Source organism: Rhizobium sp. Root1212 (genome assembly GCF_001424985.1).
Taxonomy (GTDB): Bacteria; Pseudomonadota; Alphaproteobacteria; order Rhizobiales; family Rhizobiaceae; genus Pararhizobium.
In genome coordinates, this window is sequence record NZ_LMDA01000004.1 from 1 (window position 1) to 18,906 (window position 18,906).

The 18,906-nt window shown below is 61.9% G+C and carries 20 protein-coding genes and 1 pseudogene; 15 read left to right on the top strand and 6 right to left on the bottom strand.

Annotated features, from left to right (window positions below; all coding sequences use genetic code 11):
- Window positions 1–528: 528 nt before the first annotated feature.
- From ASC86_RS08345 to hemN, 5 genes are all read right to left on the bottom strand, one after another.
- A complete protein-coding gene (locus ASC86_RS08345; protein ID WP_056319123.1) occupies window positions 529–732 on the bottom strand; it encodes a hypothetical protein in 204 nt (67 codons plus the stop codon).
- Between the two features lie 28 nt (window positions 733–760).
- Complete coding sequence (gene rpsU / locus ASC86_RS08350) at window positions 761–1,006, bottom strand: 30S ribosomal protein S21 (protein ID WP_056319126.1); 246 nt, start codon at window positions 1,004–1,006, stop codon at window positions 761–763.
- A 40-nt stretch (window positions 1,007–1,046) separates the two neighbouring features.
- Window positions 1,047–1,334, bottom strand: a complete 288-nt coding sequence (locus tag ASC86_RS08355; RefSeq protein WP_056319130.1) for a hypothetical protein — start codon at window positions 1,332–1,334, stop codon at window positions 1,047–1,049.
- Window positions 1,335–1,462: 128 nt separating this feature from the next.
- Window positions 1,463–1,672, bottom strand: coding sequence for a cold-shock protein (locus ASC86_RS08360; RefSeq protein ID WP_056319134.1), 210 nt, complete (start codon window positions 1,670–1,672; stop codon window positions 1,463–1,465).
- Between the two features lie 508 nt (window positions 1,673–2,180).
- Complete coding sequence (gene hemN / locus ASC86_RS08365; RefSeq protein ID WP_056319136.1) at window positions 2,181–3,530, bottom strand: oxygen-independent coproporphyrinogen III oxidase; 1,350 nt, start codon at window positions 3,528–3,530, stop codon at window positions 2,181–2,183.
- Between the two features lie 226 nt (window positions 3,531–3,756).
- Between hemN and ASC86_RS08370 the strand changes: the two are divergent.
- The 6 genes and pseudogenes from ASC86_RS08370 (at window position 3,757) to ASC86_RS08395 (ending at window position 10,880) form a co-directional block, all read left to right on the top strand.
- A pseudogene (locus ASC86_RS08370) lies at window positions 3,757–4,303 on the top strand (pseudoazurin).
- Between the two features lie 235 nt (window positions 4,304–4,538).
- A complete protein-coding gene (gene arcD, locus ASC86_RS08375) occupies window positions 4,539–6,008 on the top strand; it encodes an arginine-ornithine antiporter (protein ID WP_056319138.1) in 1,470 nt (489 codons plus the stop codon).
- 63 nt (window positions 6,009–6,071) lie between these two features.
- The gene (arcA, locus tag ASC86_RS08380) at window positions 6,072–7,298 is read left to right on the top strand and encodes an arginine deiminase (RefSeq protein WP_056319141.1); all 1,227 of its coding nucleotides are present in this window, start codon (window positions 6,072–6,074) and stop codon (window positions 7,296–7,298) included.
- Between the two features lie 50 nt (window positions 7,299–7,348).
- Window positions 7,349–8,353: an ornithine carbamoyltransferase gene (locus tag ASC86_RS08385; protein WP_056319145.1), complete on the top strand. Its 1,005-nt coding sequence runs from the start codon at window positions 7,349–7,351 to the stop codon at window positions 8,351–8,353.
- A 2-nt stretch (window positions 8,354–8,355) separates the two neighbouring features.
- Complete coding sequence (arcC, locus tag ASC86_RS08390) at window positions 8,356–9,291, top strand: carbamate kinase (RefSeq protein WP_056319147.1); 936 nt, start codon at window positions 8,356–8,358, stop codon at window positions 9,289–9,291.
- An 86-nt stretch (window positions 9,292–9,377) separates the two neighbouring features.
- Window positions 9,378–10,880: a Na+/H+ antiporter NhaC family protein gene (locus ASC86_RS08395; protein WP_056319150.1), complete on the top strand. Its 1,503-nt coding sequence runs from the start codon at window positions 9,378–9,380 to the stop codon at window positions 10,878–10,880.
- Window positions 10,881–11,142: 262 nt separating this feature from the next.
- Here ASC86_RS08395 and ASC86_RS08400 read toward each other — a convergent pair whose 3' ends face one another.
- On the bottom strand, window positions 11,143–11,406 hold the full coding sequence (locus ASC86_RS08400; protein WP_056319152.1) for a hypothetical protein: 264 nt from the start codon (window positions 11,404–11,406) through the stop codon (window positions 11,143–11,145).
- Between the two features lie 153 nt (window positions 11,407–11,559).
- Here ASC86_RS08400 and ASC86_RS08405 point away from each other — a divergent pair, with 153 nt between their 5' ends.
- The 9 genes from ASC86_RS08405 (at window position 11,560) to ASC86_RS08440 (ending at window position 18,898) form a co-directional block, all read left to right on the top strand.
- Window positions 11,560–12,060 (top strand): gamma-glutamylcyclotransferase family protein, encoded by a 501-nt coding sequence (locus ASC86_RS08405; RefSeq protein ID WP_056319364.1) that lies wholly within the window; start codon window positions 11,560–11,562, stop codon window positions 12,058–12,060.
- 82 nt (window positions 12,061–12,142) lie between these two features.
- Window positions 12,143–13,009, top strand: a complete 867-nt coding sequence (locus ASC86_RS08410; protein ID WP_056393150.1) for an ABC transporter substrate-binding protein — start codon at window positions 12,143–12,145, stop codon at window positions 13,007–13,009.
- Between the two features lie 17 nt (window positions 13,010–13,026).
- Window positions 13,027–13,875 carry an amino acid ABC transporter permease gene (locus tag ASC86_RS08415; RefSeq protein WP_056319158.1) on the top strand — a complete coding sequence of 283 codons (849 nt, stop codon included), beginning with the start codon at window positions 13,027–13,029 and terminating at the stop codon, window positions 13,873–13,875.
- Entirely contained in the window at window positions 13,872–14,660 is a 789-nt protein-coding gene (locus ASC86_RS08420) for an amino acid ABC transporter ATP-binding protein (protein ID WP_082509960.1), read from the top strand. Before ASC86_RS08415 ends, ASC86_RS08420 begins: the two co-directional genes overlap by 4 nt.
- A gap of 78 nt (window positions 14,661–14,738) precedes the next feature.
- The gene (locus ASC86_RS08425; protein ID WP_056319161.1) at window positions 14,739–15,176 is read left to right on the top strand and encodes a VOC family protein; all 438 of its coding nucleotides are present in this window, start codon (window positions 14,739–14,741) and stop codon (window positions 15,174–15,176) included.
- Between the two features lie 8 nt (window positions 15,177–15,184).
- Complete coding sequence (locus tag ASC86_RS08430) at window positions 15,185–16,087, top strand: DMT family transporter (RefSeq protein ID WP_056319162.1); 903 nt, start codon at window positions 15,185–15,187, stop codon at window positions 16,085–16,087.
- A 25-nt stretch (window positions 16,088–16,112) separates the two neighbouring features.
- Window positions 16,113–16,256, top strand: coding sequence for a hypothetical protein (locus ASC86_RS25620; RefSeq protein WP_156386956.1), 144 nt, complete (start codon window positions 16,113–16,115; stop codon window positions 16,254–16,256).
- Window positions 16,257–16,387: 131 nt separating this feature from the next.
- The gene (locus tag ASC86_RS08435; protein ID WP_056319165.1) at window positions 16,388–17,038 is read left to right on the top strand and encodes a GntR family transcriptional regulator; all 651 of its coding nucleotides are present in this window, start codon (window positions 16,388–16,390) and stop codon (window positions 17,036–17,038) included.
- 237 nt (window positions 17,039–17,275) lie between these two features.
- The gene (locus tag ASC86_RS08440; RefSeq protein WP_082509962.1) at window positions 17,276–18,898 is read left to right on the top strand and encodes a TIGR04028 family ABC transporter substrate-binding protein; all 1,623 of its coding nucleotides are present in this window, start codon (window positions 17,276–17,278) and stop codon (window positions 18,896–18,898) included.
- Window positions 18,899–18,906: the final 8 nt, after the last annotated feature.

Below are 18,906 nucleotides of genomic sequence, written 5' to 3' on the forward strand. Positions count from 1 at the left end.
GGGCTGCCAGGCGGCAGAACCAGATCGAGGGGCTGCCAGGCGGCAGAACCAGATCGAGAATCTCGTCGCGCACAAGGTCGTAGACCATCTTGGCGCCAGAGCCACGCTTGCGTTCGGGAAGGGTCGTCGAATCGACTTTGGTCATGAGCATCCTTTTTGTCGACAAAGAAAATACGATTGTCCGGCTCTGCTATCAACAGTCGCCAGGAGCTTTCTCGCAATCGTCGTCGCGTTTCCCCAGGATGCATGGTGCCGGTGCCAGTCAGGGCACGCGCTATTGGCAGTTGCAGCGGTAATTCTGCGCCTGAAGCTCTTGTCGATCCTGATGAGCGTCAGGTGCTTCCGACGGGCGGCTTGCGTCGGTGGCCAGGAAGAGTTCGATTCCGGGTGGCGGCCAACCGCAAGTAACCGCCTTGCCGACGTTTCCGTGAAAACATCGCAGATCTGCCCGGAGTTTGCTCCGATGTGGAAGACAACGCGCTTCGGGGCATCGTTTCCTCTTGACGAAACGATGCGTCGCCGCTTGCCTTATTTTTTCGTCCGCTTCTGTGGGGGAGGAGTCGGGGTGGCGGCCTCCTTGGCCAGGCGCAAGGCGCGAAGCCTCTCGGTCTTCTTGTCGCGGGCGACCGCTTCCTGCTGGACAATGCCGCGTGCGGCAGAGTTCGTATCCGCCGCCTTCTTTTCCGTGCTGACCTTTGTCGGCTTGAAGAATTGCTGCTTTGTGTCCGCCATCAGACCGTACTCCAATTGACGTTATGCCTTATCGCCCGCCGGCGGCAGCGATCTTCTTTTTGGGAGCGGCGATCAGCCCTTCGCGCTGTGCTTTCTTGCGGGCGAGCTTGCGAGCGCGTCTGATGGCGTCAGCCTTCTCCCGAACCCTCTTTTCCGAGGGCTTCTCATACGCACTGCGTGCCTTCATCTCGCGAAACAGACCCTCGCGCTGCATCTTCTTCTTGAGGACCCGGAGAGCCTGATCGACATTGTTGTCCCGAACGAGAACTTGCAAAAATCTGTCCCTTCATGGCGGCGTGGAAGCCGCGCCATATTTATTTCTTGGTGCGAATGCTGGCTGGCTTCAGCCACGGTTCATTGCGGCTGGCGTGCGACGGCGCTTCGCCGACAGCCTGAGACGCTTTCATCTCCGGCGTGTCGATGTCGCTGGCGAGGATGCGGCGCTCGAACGTCTCGTTACCGAGCCGAACGCGATATTGCGCTTCCCCGTGATCGGACGGCAGGATGCCGATGATCTGACAGACGGAATCGGTTTCTGCTCGGCGCAAGATATTTGGCTTGAGCTTGACCGTGTCGCCAACAGCGTAAATTGCTCGGCTCATAGCGAGCTCCTTCGCGCAACGCATTATGTGCGGAAATAAAAAGGCCGGGTGTTACCCCGACCTCTTCCGATCGCTCGCCTTCACCGCTGCCGGTACATCCGTGGTCAGCGGGAGCAAGCGATAATGCCTTAAGCGGCGCGCAGATTGTCTGCGGAGCTTCTGCCCGACTTGCGGTCCTGAACCACGTCGAAGCTTACCTTCTGGCCTTCGACGAGCGAGCGCAAGCCCGCACGTTCAACGGCGGAAATGTGAACGAACACGTCGGTTGCGCCGTCATCCGGAGAGATGAAGCCAAAACCCTTGGTGGTGTTGAAGAATTTTACAGTACCCGAATTCATGACGATATCCTTTCAATCGCGTGGGAAAACCGCTCAAAACAAGCGCGTGTAAATCGACGATGATAGGAAATCTGACCGGGCCAAAGAGGCGAAGACAAAGGTCACAAGCAAGGTTCGATACGCTAAAGCTATAGATTTTTGAAAAATATACAAGGGAGTTTGGATCGAAAGATCGCGGAAATGACGTAAAAAGTCTGGAAAAATCGCACGAAAACAACGATTTTTCCGGGGAAATATTTTCATTATATGAGGAATTTCGAGCTTGACGGCGGCGTCTCTGCCGAGTGGCGCTTGGTGCGCAATGTCGGGACTTTACGCTTGCAGAATCTTCTGGCGGCGCCGGAAGCCTCGTGGCGTATCCCGTCACCATTGCCCATATTGACGATCTCTTAGCCGGGCGATACCGGCAGGCGTTTGACGCATGCAGCGTCGGATTGCCCGGCAACGTGCGGGAAGAGGGCTCGAAGGCGAGCGGACCTTCGTGCCCTCATCTATTGTGCGATGCGCTTCAGGCGGCCTTGCTGAAGGTGCGCTGGCTGTCTGCGAGATAGCTGTCGAAGGTGGCGGCAACAGTGCGAACAAGGAAGCGATAGGCACCGTCGAGACGGATCATGCCGTTTTCGAGCGAGATCAGGCCATCCTCGGCCATGTCCCGCAGGCGATGGTTTGGGCCAAGAAGCACATCCGGCGAAAAGCCATGTGCGGCTGCGATTGCCGGGACATCGGCGGCGAAGTCGCACATCAGCCGCTCGATTACATGGGCGCGCAGCCGGTCTTCGCGTGTGAGCTTGTAACCCTTTGCCGGCGGCAGTTCTCCCGAGGAAACCTTGCGGGCATAGGAGCCGGGCGGCACTTCGTTCTGCACGTAACCCTCCGCCACGCGGCCGATGGAGGATGCGCCGAAACCGAGCAGCGCATCGCAATTGTCGGTGGTGTAGCCTTGGAAATTCCGCCGCAGCTGGCCGTTTCCGGCGGCGATGGCAAGCTCGTCTTCCGGCAAGGCGAAGTGATCGAGACCGATGCGGCCATACCCGGCGGCAACGAGAGCTTCCGCAATGGCTTCGGCCTGCTCATGGCGGGCCTGCGCATCGGGCAAAGCGTTTTCGTCGACGAGGCGCTGATGCTTCTTGAAGCTTGGAATGTGGGCGTATCCGAACACGGCAAAACGATCCGGCCGCATGGCGATCGCAGCCCGAACGGTTTCGCGGCAGGAGGCGACGGTCTGGTGCGGCAGACCGTAGATGAGGTCGAAATTGATGCCGCCGATACCGTTGCGGCGTAGCGCCTCGACGGTTGCCGCCGTGGTTTCCTCGGATTGGATGCGGTTGATCGCCTTTTGCACGACGGGATCGAAGCTCTGCACGCCGAGGCTTGCCCTGGTGACGCCGCCGTCGCCGAGCGCCGCCGCCATTTCCATCGTCAGGGTGCGGGGGTCGATCTCCACGGAAACATTCGCCTTGGCATGAACCCGGTAATTCTGCCGCAGCAGCGACATGAGCCCGACGAAATCGCGCGGCTCGATGATCGTCGGCGTGCCACCGCCGAAATGGATTTCCCTGGCATCGAGGGCATTGTCGGAATGGTCGGCAACCATCTCGATTTCGCGTTTCAGGATATCGAGATAGTCGAGGATCGGCTGATCCTTTTCGGTGATGGTGGTGTGGCAGCCGCAATACCAGCACATGGACCGGCAGAAGGGGATGTGCAGGTAAAGCGAGGCCGTCCCCGCGCCGATGCCCTTGATCCAGCCTGAATAGTCCAGCGCTCCTATGTCGTTCGAAAATTTCGGCGCGGTCGGATAGCTGGTATATCGCGGCAGCCGGGCATCGCCATATTTTGCAATGATGTCGTCGGTCATGGGTGTCCTCTTCGGTCTATAGCCGAGTTTCTAGGACATCGCCGCACGCGCCTCTTTGTCTTCGATCAAGAACGCGGGACGTTTGTTCCCGTCAATGTCGGCCGGCGCGTAGGCATTGGCGGAGATTTTCCGCGTCTGTTTGATCGAGAGCAAAGAGTGCAAAAGCCGCCTTGCCTATGGTCCTTGCAAGCGAAGCCGATCGGGCTTTGCACCAGGAGCCAAAAACATGAAAAACAGGATTCTCGCCGTCGCAACCGCCGCCATCTTGACCGCGGCCTTCGGCGTTGCGGCCCGTGCCGCCGATTTCGAAATTCATATGCTGAACAAGGGCAAGGACGGCGCGATGGTCTTCGAACCCGGCGCCCTCAAGGTGGCGAAGGGTGATAACGTAACCTTCATCCCTACCGACAAGAGCCACAATGCCGAGACTGTTTCCGGTCTGCTGCCGGTCGGAGCCGAAGCGTTCAAGGGCAAGATGAACGAAACCGTCAAGGTGACCTTCGGCGCGTCGGGTGCCTACGTCGGAGACTGTTTCCGGTCTGCTGCCGGTCGGAGCCGAAGCGTTCAAGGGCAAGATGAACGAAACCGTCAAGGTGACCTTCGGCGCGTCGGGTGCCTACGTCATCAAGTGCGCGCCGCATTTTGGCATGGGCATGGCCGCCGTGATCGTCGTCGATGACAGCCCCGCAAACCTGGCAACCATCAAGGCGGCAAAGATGCCAAAGAAGGCGCGCGAAAGGGTCGATGCCGAGCTGCAGTCGCTGGGATTGTGAAGCGCCATGGGAAGCCGTTGGCGCGGCACGTAGCGGATTGTTCTGGATGCCCACGACGGCGTCCTTCCGGCATCTGATAGCTTCAACCGTGCGTCTCTTGGCCTTCACGGCATTACGCGTTGCTGGGCAGTATCCTCCGGTAACATACGTCCGGACGTTAAATTGAGCCGGTATACTCCCTTTTTGGTCGCAGCAGCATAAGGCCGAAAAAGCCGGCTGCGCCTCGGAGGACATCATGGCAATCACGCATGACCAAGTCATCGTGACGGAAAAGCCGTCCGACAAACTCACCCTTTTGCCGCTGACCGCGCTGGTCGTCGGTTCCATGATCGGCGGCGGGGTCTTCAATCTGCCGTCTGACATGTCGCGCGCCGCATCGCCGGCGGCCATCCTCATCGGCTGGCTCATTACCGGCATCGGCATGCTGATGCTGGCGCTGGTCTACCAGTCGCTCGCAAATCGCAAGCCCGATCTCAACGCCGGGCCTTATGCCTATGCGCGGGCAGGGTTTGGCCCCTTCATCGGCTTCAACAGCGCCTGGGGCTATTGGCTGAGCGCGTTTCTCGGCAACGTCGCCTATGCGGTGGCGATCTTTTCGGCACTGTCCTTCTTCATTCCCGCCTTCGGCGACGGGAACAACCTCATCTCCATTCTCGGCGCTTCGATCTGCCTGTGGCTGATCCATGCGCTGGTGCTGAACGGCATCAAGCAGGCGGCCTTCGTCAACATCGTCACGACCATCGCCAAGCTGGTGCCGCTGATGCTGTTCGTGCTGATCGCCATCATCGCCTTCCATTGGGACAAGTTCACCTTCGATTTCTGGGGAAGCGGTACGGAAGGCGGCGCCGGTCTCGGCAGCGTCATGGCGCAGGTGAAAAGCACGATGCTGGTGACGCTCTGGGTGTTCATCGGCATCGAAGGGGCAAGCGTCTATTCCGCTCGTGCCGCGCGCCGCTCCGATGTCGGCCGTGCAACGGTCATAGGCTTTGCCGGCGCGCTCGGAATCTATGTGCTGGTGTCGCTGCTGTCGACGGGCGTCTTGAGCCAGCCGGAGCTTGCCGGCCTCAAAGTGCCGTCCATGGCAGGTGTGCTGGAACCACTGGTCGGGCGCTGGGGTGCCACGCTCGTCAATCTCGGTCTGATGATCTCGGTCGGTGGGGCCTTCCTTTCCTGGACGCTGCTGTGCGCTGAAATCCCCTTTACCTGCGGCCGCGACGGCACGTTTCCGAAGTGGTTTGCCGCGGAGAATGCCAATGGTTCGCCGGTCAATGCGCTCTGGGCGACCAATCTGCTGATTCAGGTTTTCCTGGTCCTCAGCTTCTTTTCGAAGAGCGCCTACCAGTTCTTCTATTTCATCGCCTCGGTTGCGATCCTGCCGCCTTACGTCTTCTCCGGCGCCTACGCTTTGAAACTGGCGGTGACCGGCGAGACCTACAGGGAGAGCGACAAGGGGCGGCGGCGTGACATGATCGTCGGCCTCGTCGCCACGCTCTATGGCATCTGGCTCGTCTATGCCGCCGGTCTCAGCTATCTCCTGATGTGCGCGGTGCTCTTCGCGCCCGGCATTCTCGTCTATGCCCGCGCCCGCCAGGAGCACGGGGAGCCGATCTTTATCGGTATGGAGCGCTTCATTGCGATCGGCATCGCGCTCATGGCGCTGATCGCCGTCTACCTGATGTGGACCGGGGTCATCAGCCCGATCTGATCGGCCCCATCTGATTGGCATTGCCTGACACGTTTCAACGTCTTCTGCGGTGGAGGAAACACGATGCGCAATTTCGGTGTTCATTCGGAAGTCGGCAAGCTCAGGACGGTGATGGTCTGCCGGCCCTCGCTCGCCCATCAGCGGCTGACGCCGGGCAACTGCCACGACCTGTTGTTCGACGACGTGATCTGGGTGCACGAGGCCCAGAAGGATCACTACGACTTCGTGCTCAAGATGCAGGAGCGCGGTGTCGAGGTGCTGGAACTGCACGACCTGCTCGAACAGACGCTTGCCGACAAGGAAGCCCGCAATTTCGTGCTCGATCGCCGCATCGTGCCGAATGTGCTGGGATCGCAGGTTTCCGAGGCAATGCGCCCCTGGCTCGACGAGATGCCGTCGAAACAGCTGACTGCGTTTCTGATCGGCGGCATCTCCGTTTCAGATCTGCCCGACATGCGCGGCAAGGAACTGATGCTGGAAGCGCTGGGCGCACCGGAATTCGTCATTCCGCCCATTCCCAACACGCTGTTCCAGCGCGACCCCTCCTGCTGGATCTATGGCGGGGTGACCGTCAATCCGATGTTCTGGCCGGCACGGCAGCCGGAAACATTGCTTCAGCGCGCCGTTTACAAGTTCCACCCTTCCTTCAAGGGCGGCGATTTCAAGATCTGGTGGGGCGACAGCGACGAGCGATTCATGAATGCGACGATGGAAGGCGGCGACGTCATGCCCATCGGCAACGGTACGGTCCTGATCGGCATGGGCGAGCGCACCACCTATCAGGCCGTCGGCCAGGTGGCACAGGCGCTGTTCAAGGCCAAGGCCGCCACCCGCGTCATCGGCTGCCTGATGCCGAAGAGCCGCGCGGCCATGCATCTCGATACCGTCTTCAGCTTCCTCGACCGCGATCTCGTCACGCTGTTTGCCGACGTGGTCGACCAGATCCGCTGCTACAGCGTGCATCCCGCCGGCGACGACGGCAGTTTCGAGGTGCGCGCCGAAACCCGGCACATGTTGGAAGTGGTGGCCGAGGCGCTCGGCCACAAGAAACTGCGCACGGTCGCCACCGGCGGCAACGCCTACGAGGCGGAGCGCGAGCAATGGGATGACGGCAACAATGTCGTGGCGCTGGAGCCCGGCGTCGTCGTCGCCTACGACCGCAACACCCATACCAATACGCTTTTGCGCAAGGCCGGGGTCGAGGTGATCACCATCAGAGGCTCCGAACTCGGTCGCGGCCGCGGCGGCGGCCATTGCATGACCTGCCCGATCTGGCGCGAGCCGGCCTGAGGCGAGCTTTTTACCGACCCCGAACATGTCAACAGATCTGGAGCATCATCATGAGCCTCAATCTTCGCAACCGTTCGCTGCTGACGGTCCAGGATTATACGCCGCGTGAATTCCGCTACCTTCTCGATCTCGCCCGCGATCTGAAGCGCGCCAAATATGCCCGCACGGAACAGCAGCACCTGAAGGGCAAGGAAATCTGCCTGATCTTCGAAAAGACCTCGACCCGCACACGCTGCTCCTTCGAGGTGGCCTGCTCGGACCAGGGGGCCAATGTCACCTATCTCGATCCGGCCGGTTCGCAGATCGGCCACAAGGAATCCTTCAAGGACACAGCCCGCGTCCTCGGCCGCATGTATGATGCGATCGAATATCGCGGTTCGGCCCAGAAGGGTGTCGAGACCCTGGCCCAATATGCCGGCGTTCCCGTCTATAATGGCCTGACGGACGAGTACCACCCGACCCAGATGCTGGCCGATGTCATGACCATGCGCGAGCATAGCGACAAGCCGATCGCCGACATCAAATACGCCTATGTCGGCGATACCCGCTCGAACATGGGTCATTCGCTTTTGATCGTCGGCTGCCTGATGGGCATGGACGTGCGCATCTGCGGCCCGAAGTCGCTCTGGCCGGCGGAGGAATACCAGAAGATCGCCAAGGACCTCGCCGAAAAATCCGGAGCGCGGCTGACCATCACCGACGATGTCAAGGCTGCCGTCAAAGGCGTGGATTTCATCCATACCGATGTCTGGGTATCGATGGGCGAACCGAAGGACGTCTGGAAGGAGCGTATCAAGCTTTTGATGCCCTATCAGGTCAACGCGGCGCTGATGAAGGCGAGCGGCAATTCGCAGGTGAAGTTCATGCACTGCCTGCCGGCCTTTCACGATACCGAAACCACACTCGGCAAGCAGATCGCTGAGGATTACGGCATCAGCGACGGGCTCGAAGTCACCAACGAGGTCTTCGAATCCGAAGCCAATGTCGCCTTCGAACAGGCCGAAAACCGCATGCACACGATCAAGGCCCTTCTCGTCGCCACGCTGGGGGATTGACCATGCGCATCGTCATCGCACTCGGCGGCAATGCGCTTTTGAAGCGCGGAGAGCCGATGACCGCCGAGGCGCAGCGGCGCAATATCCGCATCGCGGCGGAAGCCATCGCGCCGGTCACCCGCGAACATCAGGTGGTCATCACCCATGGCAACGGGCCGCAGGTCGGCCTACTTGCCCTGCAGGGCGCGGCCTACAAGCCGGACGAAGCCTATCCGTTGGATGTGCTCGGCGCGGAAACCGAAGGCATGATCGGCTATATGCTGGAGCAGGAGCTGGGCAACATCCTGCCGGTGGAGGTGCCTTTCGCCACCATGCTGACCATGGTCGAGGTCGATGGCAACGATCCCGGCTTCAAGAACCCGACCAAATTCGTCGGCCCGGTCTATGACAAGGTCGAGGCCGACCGGCTGGCGGGCGAGAAGGGGTGGGTCTTCAAGCAGGATGGAGAACGCTGGCGTCGCGTCGTGCCGTCGCCCCTGCCGAAGCGCATCTTCGAAATCAGGCCGGTGAAATGGCTGCTGGAGAAAGGCACCATCGTCATCTGCGCCGGCGGTGGCGGCATACCGACCATGTACGAACAGGGCAAGGATCGATCGCTGATAGGTGTGGAAGCCGTGATCGACAAGGATTTCTGCTCTGAACTTCTGGCACGGGAACTGGAGGCCGACCTGTTCATCATGGCGACGGATGCCGACGCGGTGTTTACCGGCTGGGGCACGCCGGAGCAGAAGGCGATCCACAAGACGACGCCAGAGGCGATCGGACAATACAAGTTCCCCGCCGGCTCCATGGGGCCGAAGGTCGATGCCGCCTGCCAGTTTGCCCGCGGGCCGGGAAGGAAGGCGGCGATCGGGGCGCTGGCCGATATCGAGGCGATCGTGCGCGGCGATCGGGGTACCATCGTCAGTTCGGATTATTCCGGCCTGACATGGCATTGATGCCGGCAGGCGCCGCGAACTGACCCTGGCAAAGCATCATCGGAGCATTCCGAAGGAGCGCTCCTCTATCCAAGGGGGCAACGTTGGTGGACGGAAGCGATAATCCGCAGGCTTCCTTTGGGCGGCGTCAGCCATCGCTGATCGACGCGCTTATCCCCTGCATCGCGTTGGTCATGCTTCTGGCCCTGTCCTATCTGCTCTTCGGCGACGGCGCCTCGGCTGGCCCCAATCAGGTAGCGCTGCTGTTCTGCGGGTTGATCGCCGCCGGCATTGCCTACAAGAACGGGCTTTCCTGGGCCGGCATCCGGCAAGCCGTTGTCGAAGGCATCTCCGCCGGGCTGCCTGCCATGCTCATTTTGCTCGCGGTCGGCTCTCTCATCGGGGCCTGGGCTATGAGCGGCACGATCATATCGATGGTCTATTACGGACTGAAACTGCTCAGCCCGCACTATTTCTATGCCACGACCGCGCTCGTCTGCGCGGTCGTGGCCTTCGGTATCGGCAGTTCCTGGACGGTGGCCGGCACCATCGGCATCGGTCTGATGGGGGTGGCGGGCCATATGGGGCTTTCACCCGCGATCACTGCCGGGGCGATCATCTCGGGCGGCTATTTCGGCGACAAGGCGTCGCCGCTCTCCGATACGGTCAATCTTGCGGCAGCGACGGCCGGGTCCGACATCTATTCCCACATCCGGGAATCGCTGTGGACCTCCGTCCCAGCGCTGGCCATCGCTGTGCTGATCTTCGGCCTGCTTGGAGAACGCGCCGATTTCGATGCCTCCGGCCTGTTGATGGCGATCGAAGGCAAGTTGAATGTGTCGCTCTGGGCCTTTCTGCCGCTGGTCCTCGTCTTCGCCCTGTCGATCGGCCGGGTTTCGCCCTTCGTGGCGATCTTTTCGGGCGCGCTTGCCGGCGCTCTTCTGGCAGTGATCCAAGACCCGGCGCGCGTCATCGCCTTCGCCGCCGATCCCGATCTGTCGGCTCCGCTTGCGCTTATCAAGGGCACATGGGCAGCGCTTGCCAATGGCTATTCGGTGGAAACCGGAGACAAGGCGATCGACGTGATCCTTAGCCGTGGGGGCATGTCGAGCATGATGAACACGGTCTGGCTGATCATGACGGCGCTCGCCTTTGGTGCGGTCGTCGAGCATGCCGGTCTTCTCAACAGGCTGATCGATCCGGTGGTCGCCCACACCAGATCCCGCACCGGCCTGGTCTCGACGGTCGCAGGAACAGCCGTGTTCTCGAATGTCATCACATCCGACCAGTATATTTCCATCGCGCTGCCGGGCCGCATCTTCCAGCAGGCATTCCGCGATCGCGGGCTTGCGCCGGTCATGCTGTCGCGCGTCATCGGCGACAGCGCCACCGTCACCTCGCCGCTGGTACCCTGGAACAGCTGCGGCGCCTATATGGCCTCGGCCCTTGGCGTCAGCACGGCGAGCTATGCCGGCTTCTGCTTCTTCAATTTTCTCAACCCGCTGATGACGATCGCTTTCACCCTGGTTGGCTGGCGCGTCATCACGCTCAAGCAATCCCAACCTGTCGCGGAGAGCCGGGCGGCATCGGCCGGTGACAATCGGGGTTAGGCCGGAAGGCCTTAAACTCAGGCGGCCGCTGCCGCGCGAGCCCTGCCTTGCGCTTACCTCGCCAACCCGCCTCGGCAGAGCGCGAGGCATTGTCGCTGACTGGTGCGCCGATGGCTGTGGGGGCGGCTCATGTCCCCTGTAGCCTTCGCAACACGCGTGATGCGCTGAGCAGATGGTCGCATGCAATTGGATCGGATGGCAGGCAGGCACACATGGAAAGACTGCTCGACGGGTTCGAGCCAGGCTGCCTTGCGGCCCGCGTTCAGCCGCCGTTGAGCCGGCGGCTGATGCGCCAGCGATCGTTGCCCCGGTTTTCCAGCAACCAGGATTTTTGCGCGATCGCCGTTCCCTTGCCGGTTTCATAGGCGTCGATCGTCAGCGCGATCCGCCCTTCGTCCAGATGTTCGATGCTGGCGCCGGCCACCGTGCCATCGCTGAACTCGATATGTGCCGGCCCCTCCTCAGGGTGCGCGTCGGCAATCGCCATGCACCCCGGATAGGCATGGCTGTCCAAAATCCTGATCATTTCATTTCTCCTTTTCGAAGGGCGCCGTTGGTCGCTTGACTGCGGATATTTCTTCATATACGAAATAATATATGGAGAGGCGGCCCGCCGCAAGCTCCATCGAAACGCAACAACGATGGGAGCGGTTTCTGCCGTCCCATGGAAGAGGTTTTCATGTATTACTTCGCCTATTGCACATGGCTGCACGACATCGAGATCGCCCGTTTCATGCCGGCGGCAAAGCCGGTGACCAAAGCTCACGCGGCCAACCATGCACTCCGGTTTCATGCCGCCGGCGACCGCACGGATCGCGGTTGGTGCCATTTCCTGGGCACGGCGGATGCGTGGGGCGAGCGTGCCGAAGGTGTCGTGTTCGAGCATGACGAGTCGCATTTTGCCGAAGACTACGACGATTTCGAGCGCTGCTGCGTCACGGTCCACGGTGAGGACGGCAAGCAGTACGATTGCTGGACCTACCGCCTGATCCGGCCGGGCATCGCCATGCGTCCGCCGAACTTCTACTGGGAACATATCCCGGCCGGCCTGAAGCAGTGGGATTTTTCGCCGGACTATATCGCAAAGGTGCAGGCTGTTTTCGACAAGGCCGCAGAATGCCCGCGCGCCGACCGCCCGAACCCGTCGAACATTCCGGGCAAGGGTGCTGACACGCGCTGATGCCATCGGCGGCGCCGGCTTTCCGGCGCTGCCSCCATCCATGCCGACTGCAGACAAGATCAACAATGACAGGGGTAATGCAATGAAACATGGGATTATCAAGACATTCGTGTTGGCTGCTGCCGCAACGGCCGCTTTCGCCGGCGCCGGTTTTGCCGGGGAGGGGGCGAAGCTCGTGCCTGAGACAGTCCGCAGCGCGGGCAAGATCACGGTAGGCTCGCAGCAGACCTTCCCGCCGATCGAATTTCGTGAGCCGGGCGCGACCGTGGTGACGGGCGCCAGTGCCGATCTGCTGGCCGAAATCGCCAAGCGTCTCGACCTGAAGCTCGAATATGTCCAGGCCGAATATGCGGCCCTCATTCCGGGCATCGAGGCCAAGCGTTTCGACGTCGCCTCCGGCGGCATCAGCGACACCGAAGAGCGCGAGCAGAAGCTCGATTTCGTCAACTACATGGCCTCCGGCGGCTCGGCCATGGTGCGCAGCGAGGATGCGCAGACGTACAAGACCATCGCGGATTTCTGCGGCAAGTCGGTCGCGACGCTTCTGGGCAGCCGCGTCATCATGGCGAAGGTCGAGGAAGCATCCACCGCCTGCACCGCCAAGGGCGAGGCGGCGATCCGCGCCGAACAGCTTCCGTCCGCGCCGGACGCGCGCATGCAGCTCGACCTCAAGCGCGTCGACGCCTATCTCGGCGACTTCCCGGCGCTCGCCTACATGGGCACCCAGTTTCCCGGCAAATATTCCATCGTCGGCGGCAATTACATGCTGACGCCCTACATCACCTCCTGGGGCTTCTCCAAGGACAATGCGGGCCTGCGCGACGCGGTGAAGACGACGCTGCAGGAAATGCTGGCTGACGGCGCCTACAAGGCGATCATGGACAAGTGGGGCGTCGGCGGCGCCGTGCTGCCGGAGATCAGCGTCAACCTGCCGGCCAGCAAGCGCTGACACGGGGAGGAAAGATCATGGCCGTGACGGATCGTCTCTCCGCCTCCGAACTTCCGATCGTTCATCGACGCCGCTGGGGAGCCTGGGTCCTCGGCGCCGTCGCCCTGCTGGTTGTGATCACGATCGTCCATGCGGCCATCCGCGCGCGGATCGTCAATCTCGGTATCTTTGCCGATTACATCTTCGATCCGCTCATCGTCATGGGGGCGGTCAACGCCCTCATGCTCGGCACGCTGGCGCTGTTCATCGCCACCGCCATCGGCTTCGTCGCCGCCCTGATGCGGGTCAGCGGCAATCCCATTCTGGTCGCGATCTCCTCGACCTATGTCTATCTCTTCCGCGGCACCCCGATGCTGATCCAGCTCATCTTCTGGTTCAACGCAGTGCCGATCATGTTCCCCTCGATCACGATCGGCCTGCCGTTCATGGCCGAGCCGCTGTTTTCGGCGCCGACGACCGCGCTGGTCACGCCGTTCCTCGCCGCGCTCGCCGGGCTCAGCCTGGCGGAAGGCGCCTATATGAGCGAGATCATCCGCGCCGGTATCCTCGCCGTCGACAAGGGGCAGCGGGCCGCGGCCACCGCGCTCGGCATGACCCAGCGCCAGGTGCTCACCCAGGTCGTCATACCGCAGGCGGGCCGCATCATCATTCCGGCGGCCGGCAACCAGTATATCATGCTGTTGAAGTCGTCCTCGCTCGCCTCGGCCATCGGCTATCTCGAACTGCTGCGCGTCGCGACGGATATCTATTCCTCCAACTTCCAGGTCGTCGAACTGCTGGCCGTCGCCGCCTTCTGGTATCTCGTCATGACCGCCTTCGCGACAGCGATCCAGACCGTCCTCGAAAAGGTTTTCCCGCAAAGATGAGCACCGCACCCGAACAGTCCCACGCCGTCTCCGTGGTCGGCGTCTCCAAGAAATGGGGGCCTGTCTCGGCCTTCACCGATGTCAGCTTCGATGTGCCGCAGGGCGAGGTCGTGGCATTGCTCGGGCCTTCCGGGGCCGGCAAGTCCACGCTGCTGCGCTGCGTCAATCACCTTGAAACCATCTCCGCCGGCCGGATCTACGTGCACGGCGACCTGATCGGCTACCGGTTGGGCGGAGGAGCGCTCTATGAGCTGTCCGACGCCGACATCAGCCGGCAACGGCAGAAGATCGGCATGGTCTTCCAGCACTTCAATCTGTTCAAGCACATGACCGCGCTGCAGAACGTGATGAGCGGTCCGGTGCATGTCCTGCAGAGCCCGAAGGCGGAAGCATTGGCCCTGGCGCTGGATCTGCTCGACAAGGTGGGGCTGAAGGCGAAGGCAACCGCATACCCCTCAGAGCTTTCCGGCGGCCAGCAGCAGCGCGTCGCGATCGCCAGGGCACTCGCCATGCAGCCGCGCGTCCTCCTGCTCGATGAGCCGACATCCGCGCTTGACCCCGAACTGGCGCAGGAAGTGGTCGAGACGATCCGCAAGCTGGCCGAGGAAGGCCAGACCATGCTGATCGCCACCCACGACATGGGCATCGCCCGCGACGTGGCCGACCGGGTGATCTTCATGGAGGGCGGCAGGATCGCCGAGGATGCGCGCTCGAAGGACTTCTTCACCGCGCCGAAGAGCGACCGCGCGCGGCAGTTCCTGTCCAAGCTGCTGCCGGCCCAATAGCCCCACCGAACCTTCCATGACAAGGCCGCCGGCTCGGCCAGCCGGCGAAGCCTTACCCCTTCCGAAGGAAGCATCGACATGACCCATATCTTCAACACCCTGCATCACGTCTGCATCGTCGTCCACGATCTCGAAAAGACCGTCGCCTATTATGAGAGCCTCGGGGTCGGCCCCTGGTTCGACTATCCCAAGAAGGGCGCCTATCTCGAATTCGACGTGCCCAACAAGGCGGCCTCGGATGCCATGCGCTACAAGTGCTGCGATCTCGACAACGTGCAGATCCAGCTCTGCGATCCGGGCGAACTGGATTCGCCGCAAAAGCGATTTCTCGACGAACGCGGCGAGGGCGTCTATCACCTCGGCTTCGAGGTTGCGGATCGCGATGCGGCGGAAGCCCAGGGCCGTGCGCTCGGTCTCGGTGTCGTGGCTCGCGGCAAGCGCACGGACGGTTCCGGCTTCTGCTATTTCGACACGCGCGAACAGGCTGGCATCGTGCTCGAAATCCGCAAATCCTGAGCTTCGGGATGACGCGCATCTTTTACAACGGGGCAGCCGGATTTGATTTCGGCGCGGCCGTGCGGGGGCGCGAAAGCGTCCTGCTGTGCCTCGCGGCCATGTTGCTGTTCGCCGCGTCGGACATCATCGCCAAGCATCTGTCGGTAACGTTCCATCCGTTGCAGATCGCCTGGTTTCGCTACCTCGCGGCCTCGGCCCTGCTTTGCGCCGTCTGTCTGCGCTTCGGCAGGCCCGCCCGCAGCGCGGTCTCGGCCGCGCAGATCATCCGTGGCGTCGGCATGGCCGGGGCGACGATCCTGCTGGTGGCCGCACTCAGCCTCCAGCCGGTGGCGGAGGCGACCGCGCTCGTCTTCATCTCGCCCTGCCTCGTCACGCTGCTGTGCGTGCTCATCCTCAAGGAACGCGTGCCTGTGTGGCGGTGGGTGGGCGTTTTCGGCGGCCTGCTCGGCGTGCTGGTCATCCTGCGTCCGGGCTTTGCCGGTTACAATCCCGCTGCACTTTTCTCGATCGCGTCCGCCGCCTGCTGGGCGACGGCGCTGGTGATGACGCGGCGGGCGGTGGTGGCCGACAGTCTGGCAACGACGCTTGCCTATTCCTCCCTCACGGGCTTCGTGTTGCTAAGCGCGGCGCTGCCCTTCGTCTTCCGGGGATTGACTGTCGCCCAGCTGGTCCTGTCTTGCGCCACAGCTGTCTTGTGGCTGGCGGCGCATGTCGCCATTGCCTTCGCCTATCGCCGGCCGGAGGCGCAGGTGTCCCGACTTGCGCCGGTTTCCTATACCCATCTCCTGTGGGCCACGGGCTTCGGCTATCTCGTATTCGGCACGATCCCCGACGCGATGACGGTCGCGGGAGCGGCTTTGATCATCGCAAGCGGGCTGGTCGCCCGAAAGGGAGAGGGGCAGCCGGCGTGAAACCAAGCGGAAAAGGAGTTTCGCCATGACGAACGTGCTTTTGATCAGGGCGGGCAATATGGGGTTCGCCATGCTGCCAAGCTGGGTGACGCCGACCGCGGCCTGGCGCCACTTCTGCGACAGGCTGTCGAAGCGGCGCGGCGGTGCTTGCAGGAACCGGGGGGCGTAGGCGGAAGGACTTGTGCCTTCCTTTCCGTGGGCGGCAGCCCTTGAATGCGGTAGATCATTGCTCCATACACGAAGAAATATATTCATCTTCACCGGAGCGAACATAGGCCACCGGGAAAAGGGGCAGTATCCATGGCATCAAGAAAAGCCGCCGCCGGAGAATTCATCGCATCGGACGTGCGCAACCGCCTGCGCAGTATGATTCTCGGCGCGGAGTTGAAACCCGGACAGCGGCTCGTCGAAGACGATCTGTGCGAGCGGCTCGGCGTCGGGCGAACGCCGGTGCGCGAGGCGCTGCTGCTGCTCCAGGGGGAAGGGTTTCTTAGCCGTGAGCGGGGCTGGGTCGTGGAAACGATCGATCGCAGCCAGGTGCGCGTCATCTTCGAAAGTCGCGCGGCGATCGAGGCGTCCACCGCAAGGCTTGCTGCCCGCCACGCCGAGCAAGGCGAACTGGATACGCTTTCCCGATTGATCGATGCGATGGAGCCCGGTGAAACGCTGACCCGCAGCGAACTGAACAGCCTCAACACGCAGTTTCACAAGCAGATCGTTGTTGCATCCAAGAATGCTTTGCTCGGGCAGTTCCATGAGCGAACGCAGTTCCACTACTGGATGCTGCGGGTGCCGATCCTGTTTTCCGAAGTCGAGGTCAGGGAAACCAATCTTCAGCACCGCCGCATTTTCGATGCGCTGGTCGCTCGTGATGAAGACGAAGCCGATCGCGCCGCGCGCTATCACGTCGAATCGACAATGGCGATCGTCGAGCCTGCCATCGATCTTTGACGAGCGAGCGCCGGGAGGGATTGCGGTACGCTGCTGGGTGAGGCGTTCCGCCGCCGCCACCCCGACCTGATCCGGGCAGGCCGACGCTTTGCCCGCGGATTGGCGTGAAACGACTTTGTGTCGGATGGGGCACCGGCAAAAGAACGTTCCGCGCGGTATCTTAAAAATAGAATACTAAATCCATAGATTATTGGATTTTATGGATAAGGTTAGGTCTCCCTGAAACCGGACCTGACCATGAAGCCCTATCGCAAACTCATCGCCCTCAGCATCGGCATTCTGGCCGCCACTGTTTTCACCGCCTCCGCAGCCGACAGCCCGGTCAAGGGCGGCACGCTGGTCTATCTGGAGCAGCAGTCCCACACCAACCTCTATCCGCCGGCCGGCGGGTTCTATCCGAACGGCGGTATTCTCAACCAGATCACCGACAAGCTGACCTATCAGAACCCGAAGACGCTGGAGATCGAGCCGTGGCTCGCCGAATCCTGGCAGGTCAACGACGATGCGACGGAATATACGTTCAAGCTGCGGTCGGGCGTGACCTTCTCCGATGGCACGCCGGTCGACGCCGCCGCCGTCGCCAAGAATTTCGACACTTTCGGCCTCGGCAACAAGGGCCTCAAGCAGCCGATCTCGGAAGTGGTGAACAATTACGAGCGCAGCGAGGTCATCGATCCGCTCACCGTGAAATTCCACTTCAAGAAGCCGTCGCCCGGCTTCCTGCAGGGCACCTCGGTCATCGGCTCCGGCATCGTTTCGCTCTCGACGCTGGCGCTGCCCTTCGAGCAGCTGGGCGATGCGACCAAGATCGTCGGCTCCGGCCCCTTCGTCGTCTCGCAGGAGACCATCGGCAAGTCGCTCGATCTCAAGGCGCGTGAAGACTACAACTGGGGGCCGGCCAAGCTGGATCATCAGGGCCGCGCCTATCTCGATGAGATCAAGTACGTCATCACCGGCGAGGACGGTGTTCGCATCGGCGCGCTTTTGGCGGGACAGGCGGATTTCATCCGCCAGATCCAGGCCTATGACGAGCAGCAGGTCGAAGGCCAGGGCTTCACGCTCTATGCGCCGGGTACGCGTGGCGTCAACAATTCCATCGTCTTCCGCGCCGACAATCCGCTCGTCTCCGACGTCAAGGTCCGCAAGGCGCTTTCGCTCGCCGTCAATCGCGACGAGATCATCTCGACGCTGTTTTCGAAGAATTATCCGAAGGCGACCTCCATCCTGTCGTCCGCAGCGCTCGGCTATGTGCCGCAGACCGACAAGCTGGGTTACGACCCGGAAAAGGCAAAGGCGCTGCTGGATGAAGCTGGCTACAAGGTCGGCGCCGATGGCGTGCGCGAAAAGGACGGCCAGAAGCTGGTGCTGACCTCCTATGCCTCCCTGCCGCAGCCGCAGAGCCAGGCCGTGCTGCAGCTCATCGCCCAGCAATGGGGCAAGATCGGCGTGACCTTCAACGTGCTCGCCGGCGATGCCGGCACCAAGATCGTCGATGAACTCGATCCGCAGAAGACGCCGGTTGCCGTCGCCATGGTCGGCCGCGCCGACCCGGATGTCGTCAAGAGCCAGTATTATCCGACGCTGCGCAACGTGCTGCTGCAGAAGGGCGGCACGAGCGACAAGGTCCAGACGTTCGCCGACGAGAAGCTGAACGCCATCCTCGACGAGATCGCCTCGCAGCCCGACCGCGAAAAGCGCCTGAAGGCCGTCGGCGAAGCGCAGGCCTATGTGCTTGATCAGGCCTATGCCGTGCCGATCTTCGAGGAGCCGCAGGCCTTTGCCGGTGCAGCTTACGTCAAGGGCATCGCCTTCGAGGCGGTCGGCCGCCCCTCTTTCTACAGCACCTGGCTGGACAAGTAATCCAGCCC